We start from the raw sequence: 22,287 nt of genomic DNA on the forward strand, positions 1-22,287 counted from the left end.
CTTTTTAAGTTGCTTTTTTTATTTTTTTGCGAATAGTTAGATAAGGAGGGCGGTATGGTACAAGAAATTGCACAGAAAATTATTGCTACTGCGAAAGAAAAGAAGGCTCAGGATATCTATTTCATTCCCAAGGAAAAGTCCTACGAGCTTCACATGCGGATTGGAGACGAGCGGTGTCTCGTTGACTCCTATGAGTTTGATGTTTTAGCTGCTGTGATTAGTCATTTTAAGTTTGTGGCGGGTATGAACGTAGGAGAGAAGAGACGTAGTCAACTGGGCTCTTGCGACTATCAGCATGGGGAGAAGGTGTCTTCTCTGCGTTTGTCTACCGTGGGAGATTATCGGGGACATGAGAGTTTGGTCATTCGTTTGTTGCACGATGAGGAGCAGGACCTGCATTTCTGGTTTCAGGATATGAACGAACTGGGTGAGCAGTACAGGCAACGGGGACTCTATCTCTTTGCAGGTCCAGTCGGAAGTGGCAAGACGACTCTGATGCACGAATTAGCCAAGTCTCTGTTTATGGGGCAACAGGTCATGTCCATTGAAGATCCTGTCGAGATCAAGCAGGAAGACATGCTCCAGTTGCAGTTGAATGAAGCGATTGGTTTGACCTATGAAAATCTCATCAAACTGTCTCTCCGGCATCGTCCTGACCTCTTGATTATCGGTGAAATTCGGGATAGCGAGACGGCGCGTGCAGTGGTCAGAGCCAGTTTGACAGGGGCGACAGTCTTTTCAACCATTCATGCCAAGAGTATCCGAGGTGTTTATGAACGCCTTCTGGAGTTAGGTGTGACGGAGGAAGAATTAGCAGTTGTTCTGCAAGGAGTCTGCTACCAGAGATTAATCGGGGGAGGAGGAATCGTTGACTTTGCAAACAAAGACTTTCAAGAACACCAGCCAACTAGCTGGAATGCGCAGATTGACCAGCTTCTTAAAGATGGACATATCACAAGTCTTCAGGCTGAAACGGAAAAAATTAGCTACAGCTAAGCAGAAGAAAATCATCACCCTGTTTAACAACCTCTTTTCCAGTGGCTTTCATTTGGTGGAAATTATTTCTTTTTTGGGCAGAAGTGCCCTGCTGGAAAAGGACTATGTGGCCCGGATGCACCAAGGCTTGTCTCAGGGGAAATCCTTTTCAGAGATGATGGACAGCTTGGGGTTTTCAAGTGCTATTGTGACCCAATTATCTCTAGCTGAAGTACATGGGAATCTTCACCTGAGTTTGGGGAAGATAGAAGAATATCTGGATAATTTGTCCAAGGTCAAGAAGAAGTTAATTGAAGTAGCGACCTATCCTTTGATTTTGCTGGGATTTCTCCTGCTAATCATGTTGGGGCTCAGGAATTATTTGCTCCCCCAACTGGACAGTAGCAATATCGCCACCCAAATCATTGGCAATCTGCCACAAATTTTTCTGGGGCTAGTGTTGGTTTGCTCTCTATCTTTACTTTTAGCCCTCACTTTTTACAAAAGAAGTTCCAAGATGCGGGTTTTCTCGATGTTGGCACGGGTTCCCTTTCTAGGAATCTTTGTCCAGACCTATCTGACGGCCTATTATGCGCGTGAATGGGGCAATATGATTTCGCAGGGAATGGAGCTGACGCAGATTTTTCAGATCATGCAGGAACAAGGTTCTCAGCTCTTTAAAGAAATCGGTCAAGATTTGGCTCAAGCCCTGCAAAATGGTCGGGAATTTTCTCAAACCATAGCGACCTATCCTTTCTTTAAAAAGGAGTTGAGTCTCATCATCGAGTATGGGGAAGTCAAGTCCAAGCTGGGGAGTGAGTTGGAAATCTATGCGGAAAAAACTTGGGAAGCTTTTTTTACCCGAGTTAATCGTACCATGAATCTGGTACAGCCACTGGTTTTTATCTTTGTGGCCCTGATTATCGTTTTACTTTATGCGGCAATGCTTATGCCCATGTATCAAAATATGGAGGTAAATTTTTAAAATGAAAAAACTCATGACAAATTTAAAAAAAGCCAAGGTTAAAGCTTTCACTTTGGTAGAAATGTTAGTGGTTTTGCTTATCATCAGTGTTCTTCTCTTGCTCTTTGTGCCCAATTTGACCAAGCAAAAGGATGCCGTAGATGATAAAGGAAAAGCTGCTGTTGTCAAGGTCGTAGAAAGCCAGGCAGAGCTCTATAGTCTGGACAAGAATGAAGATGCTAGCCTTAGCAAATTACAAGCAGACGGTCGTATCACAGCTGAGCAAGCTAAAGCTTATAAAGACTACCATGCAAAACAAAAAACAAGTCAAACTGTTGCAGATTAAGGCCTTTACCATGCTGGAAAGTCTCTTGGTTTTGGGACTTGTGAGTATCGTTGCCTTGGGCTTGTCTGGTTCTGTTCAATCCACTTTTACAGCGGTAGAGGAGCAGATTTTCTTTATGGAGTTTGAAGAACTCTATCGGGAAACACAAAAACGCAGTGTAGCCAGTCAGCAAAAGACCAGCTTGAACTTAGATGGACAGACGATCAGTAATGGCAGTCAAAAGTTGACAGTTCCTAAAGGAATTCAGGCACCATCAGGACAAAGCATTATATTTGACCGAGCTGGGGGCAATTCGTCCCTGGCTAAGGTTGAATTTCAGACCAGTAAAGGAGCGATTCGCTATCAATTATATCTAGGAAATGGAAAAATTAAACGCACTAAGGAAACAAAAAATTAAGGCAGTAATCTTACTAGAAGCAGTAGTAGCTTTGGCTGTGTTTGCCAGCATTGCGACCCTTCTTTTGGGACAAATCCAGAAAAATAGACAAGAAGAGGCAGAAATCTTGCAAAAGGAAGAAGTCTTGCGTGTGGCGAAGATGGCCTTGCAAACAGGTCAAAATCAAGTGAGGGTAAATGGAGTGGAAATCCAGGTATTTGCTAGTGAGAAAGGATTGGAGGTCTACCATGGTTCATCGAAGTTGCTGGATCTTAAAGAGCAGTAAGGTAAGAGCTTTCACTCTTTTAGAATCTCTGATTGCCCTTATCGTCATTAGCGGAGGCTTGCTCCTTTTTCAAGCTATGAGTCAGCTCCTCATTTTAGAAGTTCGTTACCAGCAGCAAAGCGAGCAAAAGGAGTGGCTCTTGTTTGTGGATCAACTGGAGGTAGAGTTAGAGCGTTCGCAGTTTGAAAAGGTAGAAGGCAATCGCCTCTATTTAAAACAGGATGGTAAGGATATCTCTATAGGGAAGTCTAAATCGGATGATTTTCGAAAAACGGATACCAGCGGACGGGGCTACCAACCTATGGTTTATGGACTCAAATCAGCTCAAATTACAGAGGAAAATCAATTGGTTCGCTTTCGTTTCCAATTTCAAAAGGGCTTAGAAAGGGAGTTCATCTATCATGTGGAAAAAACAAAAAGTTAAGGCAGGCGTTCTTTTATATGCAGTCACCATGGCAGCCATTTTTAGCCTTTTGTTGCAGTTTTATTTAAATCGGCAAGTAGCCCATCACAAAGACTTTGCCCTAAACAAAGAAAAGTTGGCAGCTTTTGCCATGGCCAAGCGAAGTAAGGATAAGGCTGAGCAAGAAAGTGGGGAACGTGTCTTTAACTTAGGAAAAGTCAAGTATCAAAATACGAAAACAGGTTTTGCAACAAGTGTTCGTATGAATAAGGGCAATTATGAATTTCTCTTTCCTCCGCTGAAAACCCAAGAAAAGAAAACAGCTAAAAAGGAAGAGGTAGCGACTGATTCAAGCAATCAAGCAGGGAAGAAAAAATCAGAAGAAAAGCCTGAAAAGAAAGATAATTCCTAGTAAATTCAACTACTTTGTGCTAAACTAAAAACATGAAACACGATTTTAACCACAAAGCAGAAACCTTTGATTCCCCTAAAAATATCTTCCTTGCAAATTTGGCTTGTCAAGCGGTCGAGAAACAGATTGCTCTTCTATCAGACACGGAAATATTGGACTTTGGTGGTGGGACGGGTCTATTAGCCTTGCCCCTAGCCAAGCAGGCCAAGTCAGTTACCCTTGTAGACATTTCAGAGAAAATGCTGGAGCAAGCCCGTTTGAAAGCAGAGGAACAAGAAATCAGGAATCTTCAACTCTTGGAGCAGGATTTACTGGCAAATCCCTTGGAGCAGCAATTTGACCTAATTGTTGTCAGTAGGGTTCTTCATCATATGCCTGATCTAGATGCAACTCTTGCTATGTTTCACCATCATCTTAGGGAGAATGGACAGGTCCTCATCGCTGATTTTGTCAAGACAGATACCAACCATCATGGTTTTGATTTAGCTGAACTGGAAAACAAGCTAGCCCAGTTTGGTTTTTCGAGCATTGACAGTCAGATCCTTTACAGTGCCGAAGGTCTTTTCCTAGGAAATTACGCAGAGCTCTTTTTAACAGTAGCCCAAAAATCACTCGCCTAGTAAGGGAGTGATTTTTCTATAGGAATGGAAAAAAGGAGGGAAATTTGATAAGATAGAAATATGGATTTTGAAAAAATTGAACAAGCTTATACGTATTTACTAGAGAATGTCCAAGTCATCCAAAGTGATTTGGCGACCAACTTTTATGACGCCTTGGTAGAGCAAAATAGTATCTATCTAGATGGCGAGACCAATCTAGAGCAGGTCAAGGAGAACAATCAAGCCCTTAAGCGCTTAGCGCTTCGCAAGGAAGAGTGGCTCAAGACCTACCAGTTTCTCTTGATGAAGGCAGGACAAACGGAACCTTTACAGGCCAATCACCAGTTTACACCAGATGCCATTGCCCTCCTCTTGGTAATTGTTGTAGAAGAGTTGCTTCATAAAGAGGAAATTAGCATTCTCGAAATAGGTTCTGGTATGGGGATTTTGGGGGCTACTTTCTTGACTTCTCTCGCTAAAAAAGTAGATTACTTGGGAATCGAAGTGGATGACTTGCTGATTGATTTGGCAGCCAGTATGGCAGATGTGATTGGTTTGCAGGCTGGTTTTGTCCAAGGAGATGCCGTTCGTCCGCAAATGCTTAAAGAAAGCGACGTGGTCATCAGCGACTTACCTGTTGGCTATTACCCAGACGATGCCATCGCTTCACGCTATCAAGTGGCTTCTAGTCAAGAGCATACCTATGCCCACCATTTGCTGATGGAACAAGGCCTCAAGTACCTTAAGTCAGATGGCTATGCTATTTTTCTAGCTCCGAGTGATTTATTGACCAGTCCTCAAAGTGACTTATTAAAAGGGTGGCTCAAAGACGAAGTGAGTCTGGCTGCTATCATCGCTCTGCCAGAGGATATTTTCTCAACTGCAAGCCAAGCTAAAAGTATTTTTGTCTTACAGAAGAAAAGAGACAAGGAAATAGAACCCTTTGTTTACCCTCTTACTAGCTTGCAAGATCCGTCAGTTTTGTTGACCTTTAAAGAAAATTTTCAAAATTGGAGCAAAGGTACTGAAATATAAAAGAGATTTTGTTATAATAGATGAAAACGCTTAAAAAGAGGTATCATCTTATGACAAAAACAATTGCAATCAATGCAGGAAGCTCAAGCTTGAAATGGCAACTTTATCAAATGCCTGAGGAAAAAGTTTTGGCTAAAGGCTTGATTGAACGTATTGGATTGAAAGATTCAATTTCAACAGTAAAATTTGACGGTCGTTCGGAGCAACAAATTCTTGATATTGAAGACCACACACAAGCCGTTAAAATTTTATTGGATGACTTGATTCGTTTTGACATTATCAAAGGGTACGATGAGATTACAGGTGTTGGCCACCGCGTCGTTGCAGGTGGTGAATATTTCAAGGAATCAACAGTTGTTGAGGGAGATGTGTTAGAAAAAGTTGAGGAATTGGGACTGTTGGCTCCTCTTCACAATCCAGCTAACGCAGCTGGAATTCGCGCATTTAAGGAATTGCTGCCAGATATTACCAGTGTTGTCGTATTTGATACCTCATTCCACACAAGCATGCCAGAGAAGGCTTATCGCTACCCTCTACCAACTAAATACTACACAGACAACAAGGTTCGTAAATATGGTGCCCACGGGACAAGCCACCAGTTTGTCGCAGGAGAAGCAGCGAAACTTTTGGGCCGCCCTCTAGAAGACTTGAAATTGATTACCTGCCATATTGGTAACGGGGCTTCTATCACAGCTGTTAAGGGAGGGAAGTCTGTGGATACTTCTATGGGATTCACACCACTTGGAGGTGTGATGATGGGAACTCGTACAGGAGATATTGACCCTGCTATCATCCCTTATCTCATGCAATATACAGAGGATTTTAATACCCCAGAAGATATTAGTCGCGTTCTCAATCGTGAATCAGGGCTCATGGGAGTTTCTGGTCAGTCAAGCGATATGCGTGATGTGATTGCTGCTATGGAAGCAGGAGACCATGATGCGACTTTGGCTTATGAAATCTATGTTGATCGTATCCAAAAACATATCGGTCAATACCTTGCAGTCCTAAATGGAGCAGATGCGATTATCTTCACAGCAGGTATCGGTGAAAATGCAGCTTTGGTTCGTGAGGATGTCATTTCAGGTATCTCTTGGTTTGGTTGTGATGTGGATCCAGAAAAGAACGTCTTTGGCGTAACGGGAGACATCTCAACTGACGCAGCGAAAATCCGTGTCTTGGTTATTCCAACAGATGAAGAATTGGTGATTGCACGCGATGTTGAGCGCTTGAAAAAATAAGTAAATACACGTAAAATTTGATTGTAAAAAGAAGTTGGGAAAGAGATTTTCCAGCTTTTTTTATGTAGAAAATGTCTAAAACCTTGCTGTTATTGGCTTTTTCAAAAAATATGGTATAATAGTAGTAATTTAATAGATGGAGTTGAGTTTTGAAGAAAAGCTTTCGTGTAAAAAGAGAGAAAGATTTTAAGGCGATTTTCAAGGACGGAACAAGTTTTGCCAATCGAAAATTTGTTGTCTACCAATTGGAAAACCAGCAAAACCATTTTCGAGTAGGACTGTCCGTCAGCAAAAAGCTGGGGAATGCAGTTACCAGAAATCAAATCAAGAGACGAATCCGGCACATTCTACAAAGTGTAAAAGGGAGTTTAGTAGAGCATGTTGATTTTGTCGTGATTGCCCGAAAAGGGGTGGAAACCTTGGAATATGCAGAGATGGAGAAAAACCTACTCCACGTATTAAAGTTATCAAAGATTTACCAGGAAGGAAATGGGAGTGAAAAAGAAACTACAGTTGACTAGTTTGTTGGGCTTGTCCTTGTTTATCATGACAGCCTGTGCAACAAATGGTACAGCTAGCGATATAACAGCAGATTCGACAGACTTTTGGAGCAAATTCGTTTATTTTTTTGCTGAAATTATCCGCTTTTTGTCCTTTGACATTAGTATCGGAGTGGGGATTATCCTCTTCACGATTTTGATCCGGACGATTCTATTACCGGTCTTTCAGACACAGATGGTTGCCTCTAGAAAAATGCAAGAGGCTCAACCACGCATCAAGGCTTTGCGAGAGCAATACCCAGGTCGTGATATGGAAAGTAGAACCAAGCTAGACCAGGAGATGCGTAAGGTTTATAAAGAGTTAGGGATCAAACATTCATCCTCTCTCTGGCCGATTTTAATACAAATGCCTGTTCTCTTGGCACTTTTTCAAGCCTTGAGTCGAGTAGACTTTTTGAAAACAGGTCACTTTTTATGGATTAATTTGGGAGGAGTAGATACAAGTTTTGTCCTTCCGATTTTGGCGGCAGTCTTTACCTTCTTGAGTAGCTGGTTATCGAATAAAGCTTTGTCCGAAAAAAGTGGAGCTACGACAGGGATGATGTATGGTATGCCTGTATTGATCTTTGTTTTTGCCATCTCCGCCCCAAGTGGTGTAGCCTTGTACTGGGCCGTATCCAATGCTTACCAAGTTCTGCAAACCTATTTCTTGAACAATCCTTTCAAGATTATTGCCGAAAGAGAAGCAGTGGCGCAAGCAGAAAAAGATTTAGAAGGCAAGAAGAGAAGAGCTTTGAAAAAAGCACAGAAAAAGAAAAAATAAGGAGGAATCTGATAATGGTATTATTTACAGGTTCAACGGTTGAAGAAGCAATCCAAAAAGGATTGAAAGAATTAGACATTCCAAGAATGAAGGCCCACATCAAGGTCGTTTCGAAAGAGAAAAAAGGATTTTTAGGCTTGTTTGGTAAGAAGCCAGCTCAAGTTGATATCGAAGCCATTAGTGAAACGACAGTAATCAAAGCCAACCAGCAGGCCATTAAAGGGGTTCCAAAAGAAGTTAATGAAAAAAATGAACCAGTGAAAACCGTCAGCGAAGCGACAGTTGATTTGGGATATGTGGTTGAAGCCATCAAGAAGATTGAAGAAGAAGGTCAAGGTGTCTCTGAAGAGGTCAAGGCTGAAATCCTGAAAAATGAAAAGCACGCCAGCACGATTTTGGAAGAAACAGGCCATATTTCAATTTTAAATGAATTGGAACCAGAGGATACTACCGAGGAAGTGAAATCTGCTCCAGAAAAAGAAACTGAAACGCAGGAAGCAACAAGTCAATCTTTGGAAGATTTAGGCTTGAAAGTAGAACCAAGTTATGACATCGAACAAGTGGCAACTGAAGTAGCTAGCTACGTTCAAACCATTGTAGATGATATGGATGTTGAAGGGACGATTTCAAGCGACTACAATCGCCGCACCATCAATCTTCAAATTGACACCAATGAACCAGGCCGTATTATCGGTTATCATGGTAAAGTTTTGAAGGCCTTGCAACTATTGGCTCAAAATTATCTTTATAACCGCTATTCAAGAACCTTCTACATCACGATCAATGTCAATGATTATGTTGAACACCGTGCAGAAGTCTTACAAACCTACGCTCAAAAATTGGCGACTCGCGTTTTAGAGGAAGGGCGTAGTCAACAAACTGATCCAATGTCAAATAGCGAACGCAAGATAATCCATCGCATTATTTCACGCATGGATGGCGTGACGAGTTACTCTGAAGGTGACGAGCCAAATCGCTATGTTGTCGTAGATGCAGAATAAGCAAAGCAAAATCAGGTTCATCCTGATTTTTTGCTAGGAAAGGAAAGATTCAGATATGCTGAAAACAGTTAGAGAATACCTATCATTTGCAGGAGTCCAGTACCGTAATCCTGATAAAGCTGGCGATGAAAGAGAAAAGATGTTGACCTTGCGGCAAAAAGGTCAAGAGGCTCGGAAGTCTTTTACAGAATTGGCCAAAACCTTTCAAGCTAGTCATCCAGAATGGCAACTGCAACAGACTAGTCAGTGGATGAACCAAGCGCAACGCTTGCGACCGCATTTCTGGGCCTATCTACAGAGAGACGGACAAGTGACAGAACCTATGATGGCTCTTCGTTTGTATGGAACACCTACTAATTATGGGATTTCTTTTGAGGTCAGCTTCATTGAGCGCAAGAAAGATGAACAGACTTTAGACAAGCAAGCCAAGGTTTTAGAACTTCCAGCGGTAGAAGGAATTTATTATCTAGTCTACTCAAATGGGGAAAGTCATAAGGTGGAGGCTACTGAGGAGAATCGTCGTACTTTACGCGAGAAGGTGAGAAGTCAGGAAGTCCGTAAAGTTTTGGTTAAGGCAGATGTTTCCTTCATTGAAAATCAGTCAGTAGAAGCGATATTGGAGAAGCTAGAAGAGGCTTATGCGCGCTTGCTTCCGTACTATGAAGTGACGAGGGAATAGAAAATCAAATGTGTTAGATGAACGCAAATTGTTTTATTGCTATTCTATGCATTTTTTCATATAATAGTAAAATAGGATGTGTGATTTATTAATCACCTCAAAGAGAAAGGAAATTCTATGTCAAATCTATCTGTTAATGCAATTCGTTTTCTAGGTATTGACGCCATCAACAAAGCAAACTCAGGTCACCCAGGGGTGGTTATGGGGGCTGCTCCTATGGCCTATAGCCTCTTTACAAAGCAACTTCGTATCAATCCAGCTCAACCAAACTGGATCAACCGCGATCGCTTTATTCTTTCAGCAGGACACGGCTCTATGCTCCTCTACGCCCTTCTTCATCTCTCTGGATTTGAAGATGTGAGCATGGAAGAAGTCAAGAACTTCCGCCAATGGGGTTCAAAAACACCAGGTCACCCAGAATTTGGTCATACAGCAGGGGTTGACGCTACAACTGGTCCTCTAGGTCAAGGGATTTCTACTGCTACTGGTTTTGCCCAAGCAGAACGTTTCCTTGCAGCGAAGTATAACCGCGAAGGCTTCAATATCTTTGACCACTATACTTATGTGATCTGTGGAGATGGAGACTTGATGGAAGGTGTCTCAAGTGAGGCGGCTTCATATGCAGGCTTGCAAAAACTTGACAAGTTGGTGGTTCTTTATGATTCAAATGACATTAACTTGGATGGTGAGACAAAGGATTCCTTTACTGAAAGTGTTCGTGATCGCTACAATGCCTACGGCTGGCATACAGCCTTGGTTGAAGATGGAACAGACTTGGAAGCTATCCATGCTGCTATCGAAACAGCTAAAGCTTCAGGCAAGCCATCTTTGATTGAAGTGAAGACTGTTATTGGATACGGTTCTCCAAACAAACAAGGAACTAATGCGGTACACGGTGCTCCTCTTGGAGCAGATGAAACTGCGGCTACTCGCCAAGCTCTTGGTTGGGACTATGAACCATTTGAAATCCCAGCTGAAGTTTACGCTGATTTCAAAGAAAATGTTGCAGATCGTGGCGCATCAGCTTATCAAGCTTGGACTAAATTAGTTGCTGATTATAAAGAAGCTCATCCAGAACTGGCTGCAGAAGTAGAAGCCATCATCGACGGCCGTGATCCAGTTAAAGTGACTCCAGCAGACTTCCCAGCCTTAGAAAATGGATTTTCTCAAGCAACTCGCAACTCAAGTCAAGATGCTTTGAACGTTGTAGCTACTAAATTGCCAACCTTCCTAGGTGGTTCAGCTGACCTTGCTCACTCAAACATGACTTATATTAAGACTGATGGACTTCAAGACGATGCTAATCGCTTGAACCGCAACATTCAGTTTGGTGTTCGTGAATTTGCAATGGGAACGATCTTGAACGGGATGGCCCTTCACGGTGGACTTCGTGTATACGGTGGTACTTTCTTCGTCTTTTCTGACTATGTGAAAGCAGCTGTCCGCTTGTCAGCCTTGCAAGGACTTCCTGTGACTTATGTCTTTACCCACGATTCGATTGCAGTTGGTGAAGATGGTCCAACTCACGAACCAGTTGAACACTTAGCAGGTCTCCGTGCTATGCCAAATCTGAATGTTTTCCGCCCAGCAGATGCGCGTGAAACTCAAGCGGCTTGGTACCTTGCCGTGACAAGCGAAAAAACACCAACTGCCCTTGTCTTGACACGTCAAAACTTGACTGTCGAAGAAGGAACAGACTTTGACAAAGTTGCGAAAGGTGCCTATGTTGTCTATGAAAATGCAGCAGACTTTGATACAATCTTGATTGCAACAGGTTCAGAGGTGAATTTGGCGGTCGCAGCTGCCAAAGAATTGGCTAGCCAAGGTGCAAAAGTCCGTGTAGTCAGCATGCCATCAACAGATGTCTTTGACGCACAAGATGCAGCTTACAAGGAAGAAATCCTTCCAAATGCAGTTCGCCGTCGTGTTGCAGTTGAAATGGGTGCAACTCAAAACTGGTACAAGTATGTTGGTCTTGATGGTGCAGTTCTCGGTATTGATACCTTTGGAGCATCTGCCCCAGCACCAAAAGTATTGGCAGAGTACGGATTTACAGTTGAAAATCTAGTCAAAGTCGTTCAAAACTTGAAATAATCACAAAAATCAGAGTGAAAACTCTGATTTTTTATAACCATAAAAACAAGGCACAATCTTGTAAAAGTAGCTGAAATTTGATATAGTAGTCCTATGTAAAATACAAAGGAGAAAATACTATGGAAAATATTAGTCCAAATTTAACATTTTTGATCATGCTTGTAGGTATGTTTGCCTTGATGTTCTTTATGCAACGTTCTCAAAAGAAACAAGCACAAAAGCGTATGGAAAGCTTGAACAAGCTTCAAAAAGGCTATGAAGTCATTACAATTGGTGGGCTTTACGGAACAGTGGATGAAGTAGATACTGAGAAAGGTACAATCGTACTGGATGTAGATGGGGTTTATTTGACCTTTGAATTGGCTGCGATCAAGACCGTTTTGCCACTCAAAGAAGCTGTGACACCAGAAGGAACAGTTGTTGACGAAGGCGGAGCAATCGAAGAATAAAACGGGACCTGTCACTCCCGTTTTTCTATGAGACAAGAGGAAAAGGGATGAAAAAAATAGTATTTGTTTGCTTAGGAAATATTTGCCGAAGTCCCATGGCAGAGTTTGTGATGAAGTCCATGACGAGCGCTTACCAAGTCGAGAGTCGGGCAACGTCATCTTGGGAACATGGCAATCCGATTCATAAGGGGACGCAGGGGATTTTTCAGCAGTATCAGATCCCGTATGACAAAGACAAAACATCGCTTCAGATTGGCAGAGAGGACTTTGAATCATTTGATTACATTATCGGTATGGATGCTTCAAACGTTTCAGATCTGCGTCACATGTGCCCTCAGGAACTACAGTACAAGATCTACTCTTTTGCGGCAGAAAGTGTTCCAGATCCATGGTACACAGGAGATTTTGAGGAAACCTATGCGCGCATCACAAGTGGATGCCAAAGCTGGTTAGACCGTTTAGAAAATGAGAGTGACAATGGAAAAGTTTAAAAAAATCTTTGAAAAATATCGAGTATATCTAACTCGCCCGCGTATAGAGATTGCAACCGTTCTTCTAATCGCTATCTGCGCCGTATCAGTTTTTCTACTAAACACTCCAAAAAAGGGTGTACTGACACTTGACAATGGTGCGCTTGTTTATGATGGAACCTTGGTAAGAGGGAAGATGAATGGTCAGGGGACTATGACCTTTGAAAACGGGGACCAATACACAGGAGAGTTCAATAATGGGGCTTTTAATGGTAAAGGGACTTTTCAATCAAAAGATGGCTGGAAATACGAAGGTGATTTTGTAAATGGTCAGGCTGAAGGTCAAGGGAAGTTGACTACAGAGCAAGAAGTTGTTTATGAGGGGACCTTTAAACAAGGCGTTTTTCAGCAAAAACAGTAGTCTCCAAGTTAGGAGACTATTTTCAAAGCCTGAAAAGAAAACGCTTTCTTGTCTTGAATTCGATAACTAACTATCAACTAGAAAAACTTTGTGAAATAAAAAAATATTTTTCATAATTTCACAATCATCCAGATAAAACTCTATTGCACAGGTGGGTTGAGAAAAAAATCACAAACTTAGAAAATTTCTTTGTGAAATGCTTATGAAACTGTTTACAAAGTATAAAAAAAGAGTTATAATGAACTTGTGAAAAAATTAACAAAGGATAACATCCTTAATGGCTATGGAGGATAATATGGCTGATAAAAAAACAGTAACACCAGAGGAAAAACAACTTGCTGCTGAAAAGCATGTCGACGGTCTCGTGAAAAAAGCCTTGGTTGCGCTTGATGAAATGCGCAAGTTGAACCAAGAGCAAGTTGACTACATCGTAGCAAAAGCGTCTGTTGCAGCACTTGATGCGCACGGTATCCTTGCACAACACGCAGTTGAAGAAACTGGTCGTGGTGTATTTGAAGATAAGGCGACAAAAAATCTATTTGCCTGTGAACACGTAGTGAACAATATGCGTGGAGTTAAAACAGCTGGAGTTATCGAAGATGATCCAATTACAGGTTTGACGAAGATTGCGGAGCCGGTCGGAGTTATTTGTGGTATCACTCCAACAACAAACCCAACTTCAACAGCGATTTTCAAATCATTGATTGCTTTGAAGACACGTAACCCAATTGTTTTCGCCTTCCACCCATCAGCTCAAGAATCTTCTGCTCATGCTGCACAAATCGTTCGTGATGCAGCCATCGCAGCCGGTGCACCTGAAAACTGTGTTCAATGGATTACAGAGCCATCTATGGAAGCAACTGGGGCACTTATGAACCACGAAGGTGTTGCGACTATCCTCGCAACTGGTGGGAATGCTATGGTTAAAGCTGCATACTCATGTGGAAAACCAGCTCTTGGGGTAGGTGCCGGAAACGTACCTGCTTATGTAGAAAAATCTGCTGACCTTCGTCAAGCTGCTCATGACATCGTTATGTCTAAATCATTTGATAATGGGATGGTCTGTGCATCAGAACAAGCCGTTATCATTGATAAAGAAGTGTATGACGAATTTGTAGAAGAATTCAAATCATACCACACTTACTTTGTAAACAAGAAAGAAAAAGCACTTCTTGAAGAATTCTGTTTCGGCGTGAAAGCAAACAGCAAAAACTGTGCAGGTGCTAAACTAAACGCAAACATCGTTGGTAAACCAGCAGCATGGATTGCTGAACAAGCAGGATTTAGCGTTCCAGAAGGAACAAACATCTTGGCTGCAGAATGTGCAGAAGTAGGACCAAAAGAACCATTGACTCGTGAAAAATTGTCACCAGTTATCGCTGTCCTAAAAGCTGAAGATACAGAAGACGGTCTTAAAAAAGCTCGTCAAATGGTTGAGTTTAACGGACTTGGTCACTCAGCAGCTATCCATACAAAAGACGAAGCTCTTGTTAAACGCTTTGGTACAGAAATCAAAGCAATGCGTATTATCTGGAACTCTCCATCTACTTTCGGTGGTATCGGTGACGTATACAATGCCTTCATCCCATCATTGACACTTGGATGTGGTTCATATGGACACAACTCAGTTGGTGATAATGTGAGTGCGATCAACCTTCTAAACATCAAGAAAGTAGGGAAACGTAGAAATAATATGCAGTGGTTTAAAGTTCCTTCAAAAATTTACTTCGAACGCAATTCTATCCAATACCTTCAAACATGTGAAGATATTGAACGCGTTATGATTGTTACAGACAAATCGATCGAAAAACTTGGTTTTGTTCAACGCATTATTGACCAATTGAACAAACGTAGCAACCGTGTAACTGTCCAAGTCTTCTCAGACGTTGAACCAGATCCAGATATCACAACTGTAGAACGTGGTACTGAAGTGATGAGAGCATTTGAGCCAGACACAATTATCGCTCTTGGTGGTGGTTCTCCAATGGACGCGGCCAAAGTAATGTGGCTCTTCTACGAACAACCACAAATCGACTTCCGTGACTTGGTTCAAAAATTCATGGATATCCGTAAACGTGCCTTCCGCTTCCCATCACTTGGTAAAAAAGCGAAATACATTGGTATTCCAACAACTTCAGGTACAGGTTCAGAAGTAACACCATTTGCCGTTATCTCTGATAAGAAAAACAATCGTAAATACCCATTGGCTGACTACTCATTGACACCAACTATTGCCATTGTTGACCCTGCTTTGGTTGAGTCAGTTCCAGACTTCATCGCTGCTGATACAGGTATGGACGTCTTGACTCACGCGACTGAAGCTTACACTTCAAACTTTGCTAACGACTACACAGACGGTATCGCCCTTCAAACAATCAAACTTGTGTTTGAATGGTTGGAAAAATCTGTTAAGACAGCTGATCCAGAAGCTCGCGAAAAAATGCACAATGCATCTACAATGGCTGGTATGGCCTTTGCCAATGCCTTCCTTGGTATGAGCCACTCAATGGCCCACAAGATCGGTGCGGTTCACCATACTGTTCACGGACGTACAAACGCAATCTTGCTTCCATACGTTATCCGTTACAATGGTACTCGCCCATCTAAGACGACTACATGGCCTAAGTACAACTACTGGAAAGCTGATGAAAAATTCCAAGATATTGCTAGAATGCTTGGATTGCCTCACTCAACTCCAGAAGAAGCGGTTGAAGCGTATGCCAAAGCAGTTTACGATCTTGGTGAAGCAGTTGGAATCACAATGAACTTCAAAGGCTTTGGAATCGATGAAAAAGCTTGGAAAGACAGCTTGCATGAAATTGCCTTGCTTGCTTATGAAGACCAATGTTCTCCTGCGAACCCACGCTTGCCAATGGTAGCTGACATGGAAGAAATCATGGCAGATGCTTACTATGGTTATGCAGAACGTCCAGGACGTCGTAAATAATCGTTTATCAGCCTAGAGGCAGGAGTGATCCTGTCTCTTTTTTTGTAAACTCTGAAAGAGTTGAAATCGGAGTTTTACCTTGAAATGAAGAAAATATGCAGATATTATAAAAGATTCTAGAGATATGCTTTGAAAATAAAAGAATAGATGAATGAAAAGGGGGAGAAAAAGTAGAAAAGCAGGAGAGAAAATCAACGCCCATACTTGCAATTAAACTCAAATAGTTATATAATAGGTTTGTTGAAAGGTGATTTGTAGTGATTCAAGTTACTCTTTTCACAATAAAATTTTCATGATTTTCATAAGGAGGAAATCACTAATGGTAGTTAAAGTTGGTATTAACGGTTTCGGCCGTATCGGTCGTCTTGCTTTCCGCCGTATCCAAAACGTAGAAGGTGTTGAAGTTACTCGCATCAACGACCTTACAGATCCAGTTATGCTTGCTCACTTGTTGAAATACGACACAACTCAAGGTCGTTTCGACGGTACTGTAGAAGTTAAAGAAGGTGGATTCGAAGTTAACGGTAAATTCGTTAAAGTTTCTGCTGAACGTGATCCAGAACAAATCGACTGGGCTACTGACGGTGTAGAAATCGTTCTTGAAGCAACTGGTTTCTTTGCTAAGAAAGATGCAGCTGAAAAACACCTTAAAGGTGGAGCTAAGAAAGTTGTTATCACTGCTCCTGGTGGAAACGATGTTAAAACAGTTGTATTTAACACTAACCACGACGTTCTTGATGGTACTGAAACAGTTATCTCAGGTGCTTCATGTACTACAAACTGCTTGGCTCCAATGGCTAAAGCTCTTCAAGATAACTTCGGTGTTGTAGAAGGATTGATGACTACTATCCACGCTTACACTGGTGACCAAATGATCCTTGACGGACCACACCGTGGTGGTGACCTTCGCCGTGCTCGCGCTGGTGCTGCAAACATCGTTCCTAACTCAACTGGTGCTGCTAAAGCTATCGGTCTTGTAATCCCAGAATTGAATGGTAAACTTGACGGATCTGCACAACGTGTTCCAACTCCAACTGGATCAGTTACTGAATTGGTAGCAGTTCTTGAAAAGAACGTTACTGTCGATGAAGTAAACGCAGCTATGAAAGCAGCTTCAAACGAATCATACGGTTACACAGAAGATCCAATCGTATCTTCAGATATCGTAGGTATGTCTTACGGTTCATTGTTTGACGCAACTCAAACTAAAGTTCTTGACGTTGATGGTAAACAATTGGTTAAAGTTGTATCATGGTACGACAACGAAATGTCATACACTGCACAACTTGTACGTACTCTTGAATACTTTGCAAAAATCGCTAAATAATTCTTGAGTCGATAAAAGCAAGGCCTTCTGGTCTTGCTTTTTTGTATAGAAAAATGGATGATAGTGTCATCCATTTTGTTTTAATTCTGTTTCGAAAGTATCCGAGAGGGCAGTAAAACTCAATTTTTCTAAGGTAAGTGGATGGGTAAAGGAAAGTCGAAAGGCATGGAGCATGAGCCTGCTTACTTTTGATCTAGAGTTATAGAGAGGATCGCCCAGGATAGGGTACTTATGATGAGAAAGGTGAACACGAATCTGATGCGTTCGACCGGTCTTTAGTTTGCAACGGACAAGGGTAGTCTGATTTGGAAATTGCTTTAATCGACTGATATGCGTTTCAGCATATTGTCCATTTTTTGCATCAACTATTCTTTTTCTACGATCGTGGCGATCACGGCCGATTTTATCTCGGAAGATAAGTTCTTTACTCTCTACTCGCCCTTCTATAAGTGCCCAGTACTCACGAACGATTTCCTTTTTTTCCAACAAATGATTGAGAATGGGTAAGATAAAAGGATTTTTAGCAAAAAGCACTAAACCGCTTGTTTCCATGTCCAGGCGATGAACGACATAGCAGGTTTGACCAACGTAGGCAGAGACATGGTTGAGAAGGGCAATTTCATTAGGTTGATTTCCGTGAGTTTTCATGCCTTCGGGCTTGTTGACGATAATGAGATGTTGGTCTTGATAAATCTCTTGAACGAGGTCTGGATTGCCCCAAAGGATTTCTTTTTGGGGATAATCTTCCTCGTCAAAAGTCAACTGGCAAATGTCCCCTGGCTTGACCATCTCGTTCCAGTGAATTTCTTTGTGGTTAATTAGGATGTTCTTCTTTATTCTCAAAAAATGGCGGATTTTTCTAGGGATGAGGAGTTGTTCCTCTAAGAATTGTTTGACCGTCATTTGAGGCAAGGATTCGGGTAATGTAAATGTGAATTGCATACAGATATTGTAACAAAAAAAGCCCTATTTGGATAGGGAGTAGCTAAATTCTTGAGTTCCTATGGTGAAGATGATAAAATAAACGCATGAAATTAGATAAATTATTTGAGAAGTTTCTTTCTCTCTTTAAAAAAGAAACGAATGAATCAGCGGAGTCTGATTCGACTAGCATGCGCCGTTCACGGAGCGATAGAAAAAAATTGTCCCAAGTAGGCCCGATTCGGAAATTTTGGCGCCGTTATCATCTGACAAAAATTGTCATCATTTTAGGGTTAAGTGCAGGTTTGCTAGTAGGAACCTACCTATTTGCGATAGCCAAGTCGACCAATGTCAATGACTTGCAAAATGCCTTGAAAACGCGAACTCTGATTTTTGACCGCGAAGAAAAAGAGGCAGGAGCCCTATCAGGTCAAAAGGGAACCTATGTTGAACTGACAGATATTAGTAAAGACTTGCAGAATGCTGTCGTCGCGACAGAGGACCGTTCCTTTTATAAAAATGATGGGATTAACTACGGTCGTTTCTTTCTAGCCATCCTTACAGCGGGTCGTTCTGGAGGGGGTTCCACCATCACTCAACAGTTGGCGAAAAATGCCTATCTTTCCCAGGACCAGACCGTTGAACGGAAGGCCAAGGAGTTTTTCCTTGCCTTAGAGTTGACAAAGAAATACAGCAAGGAGCAAATCCTTACTATGTACCTCAATAACGCCTACTTTGGAAATGGAGTATGGGGCGTTGAAGATGCAAGTAAGAAATATTTTGGTGTATCGGCTTCACAACTAACGCTTAATCAGGCGGCTACTCTAGCAGGGATGCTCAAGGGACCAGAATTGTACAATCCATTAAATTCTGTTGAAACTTCGACCAACCGTAGGGATACTGTTTTGCAAAATATGGTTGCAGCGGGCTATATTGATAAAAATCAAGAAACCGAAGCGGCTGGAGTAGATATGGCTTCTCAACTGCAAGATAAGTATGAAGGCAAAGTTTCGGATTATCGTTACCCGTCCTATTTTGATGCAGTTGTCAACGAAGCAGTTTCCAAGTACAATCTCACAGAAGAAGAGATTGTCAACAACGGCTATCGAATCTACACAGAGCTTGACCAAAACTACCAAGCAAACATGCAGGTTATTTACGAAAACACTTCGCTATTTCCAACGGCAGAAGATGGAACGCATGCCGAATCAGGTAGTGTTGCTCTAGAGCCTAAAACGGGTGGAGTGCGTGGAGTTGTTGGCCGTGTAGCTGGTGATGACAAACCAGGCTTCCGCAATTTCAACTATGCCACTCAGTCTAAGCGTAGCCCAGGCTCAACTATTAAACCTTTAGTCGTTTATACACCCGCAGTAGAAGCAGGATGGGCCTTGAACAAGCAACTGGATAATCATACGATGCAGTACAACAGTTATCAAGTAGATAACTATGCGGGTATTAAGACATCTCCAGAAGTACCTATGTATCAGGCCTTGGCGGAATCACTCAACCTGCCAGCTGTTGCGACTGTAAATGAATTAGGTATTGACAAAGCTTTTGACGCTGGGGAGAGATTTGGTCTGAATATGGAAAAAGTTGACCGAGTTCTTGGAGTTGCTCTTGGTGGAGGTGTGGAAACGAATCCTCTCCAGATGGCGCAAGCCTATGCAGCCTTTGCTAATGGAGGTTTGATGCCTGAAGCACATTTCATCACTCGTATTGAAAATGCCAGCGGCCAGATCATCAAGAGTCATAAAAACTCCCAAAAACGAGTGATTGATAAGTCGGTAGCCGATAAAATGACCAGCATGATGCTAGGAACATTTACCAATGGTACAGGAATTAGTTCGTCACCGGCAGATTATGTTATGGCTGGTAAAACAGGTACGACTGAAGCTGTTTTCAACCCAGAATATACCAGTGACCAGTGGGTGATCGGCTATACTCCGGATGTGGTAATCAGCCACTGGCTCGGTTTCCCAACAACAGATGAGAACCATTATCTAGCAGGTTCGACCTCCAATGGAGCAGCCCATGTCTTTAGAAGTATGGCTAATACCATTTTACCTTACACTACAGGTAGCACTTTTACAGTTGAGAATGCTTATAAACAAAATGGTATTGAACCAGAAAATACGAAAAAGCAGGTTGTTGAAAATGAGACAAACCAGTCTGAGGACCCAATAGGAGATATTCGTAGTCGTGCACAAAATCTTGTAGATGAAGCAGGTCGTGCGATTTCAGAAGCTAAAATAAAAGAAAAAGCCCAGACAATATGGGACTCAATCCTTAATCTATTTCGTTAAGAGGCTTGTCAAAGCCTAGGTTTCTTGTTATAATAGATAAGATGGAGGCGTTATGGCACTAAAAAAAGCAAGCCTAGCTTGTGCAGTTTGTGGTTCAAGGAATTATTCAATCAAAATTAGTGGGAACCCCAAGCCAACACGACTAGAAGTAAATAAATTTTGTAAACATTGTGGAAAATATACGACACATAGAGAAACGAGATAGGAGAGAACGATGGGCTTTATTAAGGATATTTTTAAACTTCTTAAAGAAACAACTTGGCCAACTCGCAAAGAAAGCTGGAGAGATTTTCGCTCTATTATGGAATACACAGCCTTCTTTGTGGTCATCATTTACATTTTTGACCAGTTGATTGTATCAGGTTTGATTCGATTTATTAACATTTTTTAGAAGAAAAGTGGAGAAGTTCTGCTAACTTTCTTCTATCATATGTATGAAAGGAAATATCATGGATAGTTTTGACAAGGGATGGTTTGTTCTACAAACTTATTCTGGCTATGAAAATAAGGTAAAAGAAAATCTATTGCAACGTGCGCAAACATATAACATGTTGGATAATATTCTACGTGTTGAGATTCCAACACAAACCGTGCAAGTTGAGAAAAATGGAAAGAAAAAGGAAGTTGAAGAGAATCGCTTTCCAGGTTATGTCCTTGTAGAAATGGTCATGACCGATGAAGCATGGTTCGTCGTTCGAAACACACCTAACGTAACAGGATTCGTCGGCTCACACGGTAACAGATCAAAACCAACTCCACTTTTGGAACAAGAAATCCGTGATATTCTGGTTTCAATGGGACAAACTGTTCAAGAGTTTGATATTGATGTTGAAGTTGGCCAGACAGTCCGCATCATTGATGGCGCTTTTGCAGACTACACAGGGAAAATTACTGAAATTGATAACAACAAAGTGAAGATGATTATCTCTATGTTTGGTAATGATACGATTGCAGAAGTGAATCTCAACCAAATTGCAGAATTATAACCCCAGAGAGGCTTTGCCTCTCTTTTTATGTGCTGTTGAGGGAGGAAGAAGTATAGAATAGAGGAACTAGACCCAGGGGCTCTCGCATTTTGCTAAACTAAATGCAGAAAGGAGAGGTCTATGAATCTAAAAGACTTATATGAAGAAAGTAAGGGAATCGTCCATAAGTGTCGTAAAGATTATCATTTGCATCTGTGGGAGAAAGAGGACTGGGACCAGGAAGGCATGTTATGTCTGTATGAGCTGGTGAGTCGCAACCCAGAGTTACTAGAGAGCGACCGCCATCAACTATATGTTTGCTTTAAAACAAAGTTTAGAAATCGCATCCTAGATTACATCCGTAAACAGGAAAGCCACAAGCGCCGTTTTGACAAAGAACCCTATGAAGAGGTGAGTGAGATTAGCCATCGTCTAGGAGAAAAAGGACTCAGACTGGACGATTATTATCTCTTTCACGAACTTCTAAAGAATTATAAATCAAAGCAGAGTATGGAAAAACAAGAGTTAATAGATCGTCTCATGGGAGGGGAAGTCTTTAGAGGACGTAAAGCTCTCCTGAGAGAACTTTCCCTAATCTTTTCAGAATTTCGGTAAAGAGGAAAAAAGTCCTTGACAAAGGTAAAAAAGTAGGTATAATAGAAAGAGTTGAAAAGCTCAGGTCCGTTGGTCAAGGGGTTAAGACACCGCCTTTTCACGGCGGTAACACGGGTTCGAATCCCGTACGGACTA

26 protein-coding genes and 1 tRNA gene are annotated in these 22,287 nt (G+C 41.7%); 26 read left to right on the forward strand and 1 reads right to left on the reverse strand.

Annotation, left to right across the window (positions count from 1 at the left end):
* Positions 1 to 54 precede the first annotated feature (54 nt).
* The 20 genes from comGA (at position 55) to gap (ending at position 17,348) form a co-directional block, all read left to right on the forward strand.
* A complete protein-coding gene (gene comGA, locus O3622_RS09555; protein WP_000249580.1) occupies positions 55 to 996 on the forward strand; it encodes a competence type IV pilus ATPase ComGA in 942 nt (313 codons plus the stop codon).
* Positions 944 to 1,960 (forward strand): competence type IV pilus assembly protein ComGB, encoded by a 1,017-nt coding sequence (gene comGB / locus O3622_RS09560; RefSeq protein ID WP_371607399.1) that lies wholly within the window; start codon positions 944 to 946, stop codon positions 1,958 to 1,960. Before comGA ends, comGB begins: the two co-directional genes overlap by 53 nt.
* A 1-nt stretch (position 1,961) precedes the next feature.
* Positions 1,962 to 2,285: a competence type IV pilus major pilin ComGC gene (gene comGC, locus O3622_RS09565; protein ID WP_000735800.1), complete on the forward strand. Its 324-nt coding sequence runs from the start codon at positions 1,962 to 1,964 to the stop codon at positions 2,283 to 2,285.
* A complete protein-coding gene (comGD, locus tag O3622_RS09570; protein ID WP_033629238.1) occupies positions 2,248 to 2,682 on the forward strand; it encodes a competence type IV pilus minor pilin ComGD in 435 nt (144 codons plus the stop codon). Before comGC ends, comGD begins: the two co-directional genes overlap by 38 nt.
* Complete coding sequence (gene comGE, locus O3622_RS09575) at positions 2,645 to 2,947, forward strand: competence type IV pilus minor pilin ComGE (RefSeq protein WP_125398137.1); 303 nt, start codon at positions 2,645 to 2,647, stop codon at positions 2,945 to 2,947. The genes comGD and comGE overlap by 38 nt, the downstream gene beginning before the upstream one ends.
* Complete coding sequence (gene comGF, locus O3622_RS09580) at positions 2,910 to 3,371, forward strand: competence type IV pilus minor pilin ComGF (protein WP_125398138.1); 462 nt, start codon at positions 2,910 to 2,912, stop codon at positions 3,369 to 3,371. Before comGE ends, comGF begins: the two co-directional genes overlap by 38 nt.
* Complete coding sequence (gene comGG / locus O3622_RS09585) at positions 3,349 to 3,762, forward strand: competence type IV pilus minor pilin ComGG (RefSeq protein ID WP_033629241.1); 414 nt, start codon at positions 3,349 to 3,351, stop codon at positions 3,760 to 3,762. The genes comGF and comGG overlap by 23 nt, the downstream gene beginning before the upstream one ends.
* A gap of 32 nt (positions 3,763 to 3,794) precedes the next feature.
* Positions 3,795 to 4,382 carry a class I SAM-dependent methyltransferase gene (locus O3622_RS09590; RefSeq protein WP_371607396.1) on the forward strand — a complete coding sequence of 196 codons (588 nt, stop codon included), beginning with the start codon at positions 3,795 to 3,797 and terminating at the stop codon, positions 4,380 to 4,382.
* A 60-nt stretch (positions 4,383 to 4,442) separates the two neighbouring features.
* A complete protein-coding gene (locus O3622_RS09595; protein ID WP_000345143.1) occupies positions 4,443 to 5,396 on the forward strand; it encodes a class I SAM-dependent methyltransferase in 954 nt (317 codons plus the stop codon).
* A 50-nt stretch (positions 5,397 to 5,446) separates the two neighbouring features.
* Positions 5,447 to 6,637, forward strand: coding sequence for an acetate kinase (locus O3622_RS09600; RefSeq protein WP_000167788.1), 1,191 nt, complete (start codon positions 5,447 to 5,449; stop codon positions 6,635 to 6,637).
* Between the two features lie 149 nt (positions 6,638 to 6,786).
* Positions 6,787 to 7,158 carry a ribonuclease P protein component gene (gene rnpA, locus O3622_RS09605; RefSeq protein ID WP_000748120.1) on the forward strand — a complete coding sequence of 124 codons (372 nt, stop codon included), beginning with the start codon at positions 6,787 to 6,789 and terminating at the stop codon, positions 7,156 to 7,158.
* Positions 7,133 to 7,960: a membrane protein insertase YidC gene (locus O3622_RS09610; protein WP_000728097.1), complete on the forward strand. Its 828-nt coding sequence runs from the start codon at positions 7,133 to 7,135 to the stop codon at positions 7,958 to 7,960. Before rnpA ends, O3622_RS09610 begins: the two co-directional genes overlap by 26 nt.
* A 14-nt stretch (positions 7,961 to 7,974) precedes the next feature.
* Entirely contained in the window at positions 7,975 to 8,961 is a 987-nt protein-coding gene (gene jag, locus O3622_RS09615) for an RNA-binding cell elongation regulator Jag/EloR (protein WP_000242591.1), read from the forward strand.
* Between the two features lie 55 nt (positions 8,962 to 9,016).
* The gene (locus O3622_RS09620) at positions 9,017 to 9,640 is read left to right on the forward strand and encodes a hypothetical protein (protein WP_000921432.1); all 624 of its coding nucleotides are present in this window, start codon (positions 9,017 to 9,019) and stop codon (positions 9,638 to 9,640) included.
* A 117-nt stretch (positions 9,641 to 9,757) separates the two neighbouring features.
* The gene (gene tkt, locus O3622_RS09625; RefSeq protein WP_000067909.1) at positions 9,758 to 11,734 is read left to right on the forward strand and encodes a transketolase; all 1,977 of its coding nucleotides are present in this window, start codon (positions 9,758 to 9,760) and stop codon (positions 11,732 to 11,734) included.
* Positions 11,735 to 11,862: 128 nt separating this feature from the next.
* On the forward strand, positions 11,863 to 12,183 hold the full coding sequence (yajC, locus tag O3622_RS09630; RefSeq protein ID WP_025168800.1) for a preprotein translocase subunit YajC: 321 nt from the start codon (positions 11,863 to 11,865) through the stop codon (positions 12,181 to 12,183).
* 47 nt (positions 12,184 to 12,230) lie between these two features.
* A complete protein-coding gene (locus O3622_RS09635) occupies positions 12,231 to 12,674 on the forward strand; it encodes a low molecular weight protein-tyrosine-phosphatase (protein WP_000724851.1) in 444 nt (147 codons plus the stop codon).
* Positions 12,661 to 13,074, forward strand: coding sequence for an MORN repeat-containing protein (locus tag O3622_RS09640; RefSeq protein WP_000410457.1), 414 nt, complete (start codon positions 12,661 to 12,663; stop codon positions 13,072 to 13,074). The genes O3622_RS09635 and O3622_RS09640 overlap by 14 nt, the downstream gene beginning before the upstream one ends.
* 295 nt (positions 13,075 to 13,369) lie before the next feature.
* Complete coding sequence (gene adhE / locus O3622_RS09645) at positions 13,370 to 16,021, forward strand: bifunctional acetaldehyde-CoA/alcohol dehydrogenase (RefSeq protein ID WP_371607397.1); 2,652 nt, start codon at positions 13,370 to 13,372, stop codon at positions 16,019 to 16,021.
* 319 nt (positions 16,022 to 16,340) lie between these two features.
* Entirely contained in the window at positions 16,341 to 17,348 is a 1,008-nt protein-coding gene (gene gap / locus O3622_RS09650; RefSeq protein ID WP_000260682.1) for a type I glyceraldehyde-3-phosphate dehydrogenase, read from the forward strand.
* A gap of 66 nt (positions 17,349 to 17,414) precedes the next feature.
* Here gap and O3622_RS09655 read toward each other — a convergent pair whose 3' ends face one another.
* Positions 17,415 to 18,290: an RluA family pseudouridine synthase gene (locus O3622_RS09655; RefSeq protein ID WP_080976186.1), complete on the reverse strand. Its 876-nt coding sequence runs from the start codon at positions 18,288 to 18,290 to the stop codon at positions 17,415 to 17,417.
* Positions 18,291 to 18,376: 86 nt separating this feature from the next.
* Here O3622_RS09655 and pbp2a point away from each other — a divergent pair, with 86 nt between their 5' ends.
* From pbp2a to O3622_RS09685, 6 genes are all read left to right on the forward strand, one after another.
* Complete coding sequence (gene pbp2a, locus O3622_RS09660) at positions 18,377 to 20,572, forward strand: penicillin-binding protein PBP2A (protein WP_000762598.1); 2,196 nt, start codon at positions 18,377 to 18,379, stop codon at positions 20,570 to 20,572.
* Positions 20,573 to 20,624: 52 nt separating this feature from the next.
* Complete coding sequence (gene rpmG / locus O3622_RS09665; RefSeq protein WP_001809375.1) at positions 20,625 to 20,777, forward strand: 50S ribosomal protein L33; 153 nt, start codon at positions 20,625 to 20,627, stop codon at positions 20,775 to 20,777.
* Between the two features lie 9 nt (positions 20,778 to 20,786).
* Complete coding sequence (gene secE, locus O3622_RS09670) at positions 20,787 to 20,963, forward strand: preprotein translocase subunit SecE (RefSeq protein WP_000505776.1); 177 nt, start codon at positions 20,787 to 20,789, stop codon at positions 20,961 to 20,963.
* A 58-nt stretch (positions 20,964 to 21,021) separates the two neighbouring features.
* A complete protein-coding gene (gene nusG / locus O3622_RS09675; protein WP_000376732.1) occupies positions 21,022 to 21,558 on the forward strand; it encodes a transcription termination/antitermination protein NusG in 537 nt (178 codons plus the stop codon).
* A 120-nt stretch (positions 21,559 to 21,678) separates the two neighbouring features.
* The gene (locus tag O3622_RS09680; protein ID WP_371607398.1) at positions 21,679 to 22,152 is read left to right on the forward strand and encodes a sigma-70 family RNA polymerase sigma factor; all 474 of its coding nucleotides are present in this window, start codon (positions 21,679 to 21,681) and stop codon (positions 22,150 to 22,152) included.
* Between the two features lie 63 nt (positions 22,153 to 22,215).
* Positions 22,216 to 22,287 (forward strand) — tRNA-Glu (locus O3622_RS09685).

Source organism: Streptococcus sp. 27098_8_51 (genome assembly GCF_041432205.1).
In the GTDB taxonomy this organism is placed as follows: domain Bacteria; phylum Bacillota; class Bacilli; order Lactobacillales; family Streptococcaceae; genus Streptococcus.

What these genes read in the sequence shown, in the direction of transcription:
- O3622_RS09680 (WP_371607398.1), top strand. Translation starts at nt 21,679, where the DNA reads ATGAATCTAAAAGACTTATATGAAGAAAGTAAGGGAATCGTCCATAAG.
- O3622_RS09600 (WP_000167788.1), top strand. Translation starts at nt 5,447, where the DNA reads ATGACAAAAACAATTGCAATCAATGCAGGAAGCTCAAGCTTGAAATGG.
- comGC (WP_000735800.1), top strand. Translation starts at nt 1,962, where the DNA reads ATGAAAAAACTCATGACAAATTTAAAAAAAGCCAAGGTTAAAGCTTTC.
- tkt (WP_000067909.1), top strand. Translation starts at nt 9,758, where the DNA reads ATGTCAAATCTATCTGTTAATGCAATTCGTTTTCTAGGTATTGACGCC.
- comGD (WP_033629238.1), top strand. Translation starts at nt 2,248, where the DNA reads ATGCAAAACAAAAAACAAGTCAAACTGTTGCAGATTAAGGCCTTTACC.
- secE (WP_000505776.1), top strand. Translation starts at nt 20,787, where the DNA reads ATGGGCTTTATTAAGGATATTTTTAAACTTCTTAAAGAAACAACTTGG.
- comGA (WP_000249580.1), top strand. Translation starts at nt 55, where the DNA reads ATGGTACAAGAAATTGCACAGAAAATTATTGCTACTGCGAAAGAAAAG.
- rpmG (WP_001809375.1), top strand. Translation starts at nt 20,625, where the DNA reads ATGGCACTAAAAAAAGCAAGCCTAGCTTGTGCAGTTTGTGGTTCAAGG.
- O3622_RS09590 (WP_371607396.1), top strand. Translation starts at nt 3,795, where the DNA reads ATGAAACACGATTTTAACCACAAAGCAGAAACCTTTGATTCCCCTAAA.
- O3622_RS09620 (WP_000921432.1), top strand. Translation starts at nt 9,017, where the DNA reads ATGCTGAAAACAGTTAGAGAATACCTATCATTTGCAGGAGTCCAGTAC.
- O3622_RS09640 (WP_000410457.1), top strand. Translation starts at nt 12,661, where the DNA reads ATGGAAAAGTTTAAAAAAATCTTTGAAAAATATCGAGTATATCTAACT.
- O3622_RS09595 (WP_000345143.1), top strand. Translation starts at nt 4,443, where the DNA reads ATGGATTTTGAAAAAATTGAACAAGCTTATACGTATTTACTAGAGAAT.
- comGF (WP_125398138.1), top strand. Translation starts at nt 2,910, where the DNA reads ATGGTTCATCGAAGTTGCTGGATCTTAAAGAGCAGTAAGGTAAGAGCT.
- adhE (WP_371607397.1), top strand. Translation starts at nt 13,370, where the DNA reads ATGGCTGATAAAAAAACAGTAACACCAGAGGAAAAACAACTTGCTGCT.
- O3622_RS09635 (WP_000724851.1), top strand. Translation starts at nt 12,231, where the DNA reads ATGAAAAAAATAGTATTTGTTTGCTTAGGAAATATTTGCCGAAGTCCC.
- comGB (WP_371607399.1), top strand. Translation starts at nt 944, where the DNA reads ATGGACATATCACAAGTCTTCAGGCTGAAACGGAAAAAATTAGCTACA.
- O3622_RS09655 (WP_080976186.1), bottom strand. Translation starts at nt 18,290, where the DNA reads ATGCAATTCACATTTACATTACCCGAATCCTTGCCTCAAATGACGGTC.
- comGG (WP_033629241.1), top strand. Translation starts at nt 3,349, where the DNA reads ATGTGGAAAAAACAAAAAGTTAAGGCAGGCGTTCTTTTATATGCAGTC.
- jag (WP_000242591.1), top strand. Translation starts at nt 7,975, where the DNA reads ATGGTATTATTTACAGGTTCAACGGTTGAAGAAGCAATCCAAAAAGGA.
- gap (WP_000260682.1), top strand. Translation starts at nt 16,341, where the DNA reads ATGGTAGTTAAAGTTGGTATTAACGGTTTCGGCCGTATCGGTCGTCTT.
- comGE (WP_125398137.1), top strand. Translation starts at nt 2,645, where the DNA reads ATGGAAAAATTAAACGCACTAAGGAAACAAAAAATTAAGGCAGTAATC.
- pbp2a (WP_000762598.1), top strand. Translation starts at nt 18,377, where the DNA reads ATGAAATTAGATAAATTATTTGAGAAGTTTCTTTCTCTCTTTAAAAAA.
- nusG (WP_000376732.1), top strand. Translation starts at nt 21,022, where the DNA reads ATGGATAGTTTTGACAAGGGATGGTTTGTTCTACAAACTTATTCTGGC.